Source organism: Oleiphilus sp. HI0086, from assembly GCF_001635225.1.
Genome location: NZ_LWFZ01001080.1, coordinates 1 through 1,200 on the forward strand (window position 1 = coordinate 1; position 1,200 = coordinate 1,200).

At 45.4% G+C, this 1,200-nt stretch carries 2 protein-coding genes; both read right to left on the bottom strand.

From position 1 onward, the window contains the following. A partial coding sequence (locus A3756_RS19130) for an Hpt domain-containing protein (protein ID WP_197481390.1) occupies positions 1-589 on the bottom strand: 589 nt, incomplete at its 3' end. Positions 590-602: 13 nt separating this feature from the next. After that, on the bottom strand, positions 603-1,200 hold a 598-nt coding region (locus tag A3756_RS19135), incomplete at its 5' end, for a protein phosphatase CheZ (RefSeq protein ID WP_068554316.1).

A 1,200-nucleotide genomic window follows, 5' to 3' on the forward strand; every position in this document is an offset into this window, starting at 1 on the left:
CGAATTCGTCATCGGTAATTTCGTCAGATTCTTGTTCGGATGCCGCTGGTGCACTCCCTTTACCCGCATCATCATCTAATGCATCCAAGAGCTGTTCAAACTCATCATCAGTAATATCAGCCTCTTCAGCAGAGGCTTCTGCAGCAACCGGCTCCGGTGTTGGTTCAACAGCTGCAGGTTCAGCAGCAGGCGCAGCGTCAGCAGGTTTCGCAAAACGTTCTAAGTCACTTAAAAGCTGTGGGTCAGCTGGGGTTGGATCTTGGCCATCTCTGACTTCACTGAACATTTCGTTTACAGAGTCTAACGCACGTAAAACGACATCCATTAAGTCAGCATCAAGACTTCGCTTACCATTTCGCAGAATATCGAACACGTTTTCTGCAATATGACAACACTTGACCAGTGCATCCAACTGTAAAAAGCCTGCTCCACCCTTTACAGTGTGAAACCCTCTAAAAATTGCGTTTAGCAAATCTTTATCGTCTGGATTTTGCTCTAGATCAACCAGTTGCTCTGAAAGAAGCTCGAGTATCTCTCCAGACTCTACAAGAAAGTCCTGAAGTATCTCATCATCCGCTTCAAACCCCATCTTCTACGCCCCTTTAAAATCCTAGACTGGACAGCAAATCATCCACATCATCCTGGCCAGAAACAACGTCTTCGCGTTGCTCTGCATGGAGTTGTGGACCTTCACCCTCAATGCCTGTTTCTTGTTTTTCTACTTCGTGGACTGTTCCTGTAATCTGGTCAACCTTACCGGCCATTCTGACCAAATTAACAAGATTCTCTTCAACATCTTTAACCAATCCGGTGACTCGTTGAATCACTTGACCAGTTAAGTCTTGGAAAGACTGCGCTAACAGTATTTGCGTGAGATTATCATTTACTTTATCTGAATCCTCACACAACTTTCCAAGGAAAGTTCCCATTGTGGCTGTCAGCGTTCTAAACTCATCAGGTTTCATTTCCTTACGCTGTAAGCGAGACCAATCCATCTTGAGTTTTTTCGCTTCCTGGCTGATTCCTGAAGCATAAGGCATGGTTTCTTCGACAAGATCCAAGGTCTTGTTTGCAGCCTTATTGGTCATATCAACCACATACGCGAGTCGGTCGGACGCATCCTCTATAGTAGACAGGTCATCTTTAGCCGTCTCACTGGAAGCATCGATGTGAAAGTTCCGAATTGACTCGTGTAGCGAC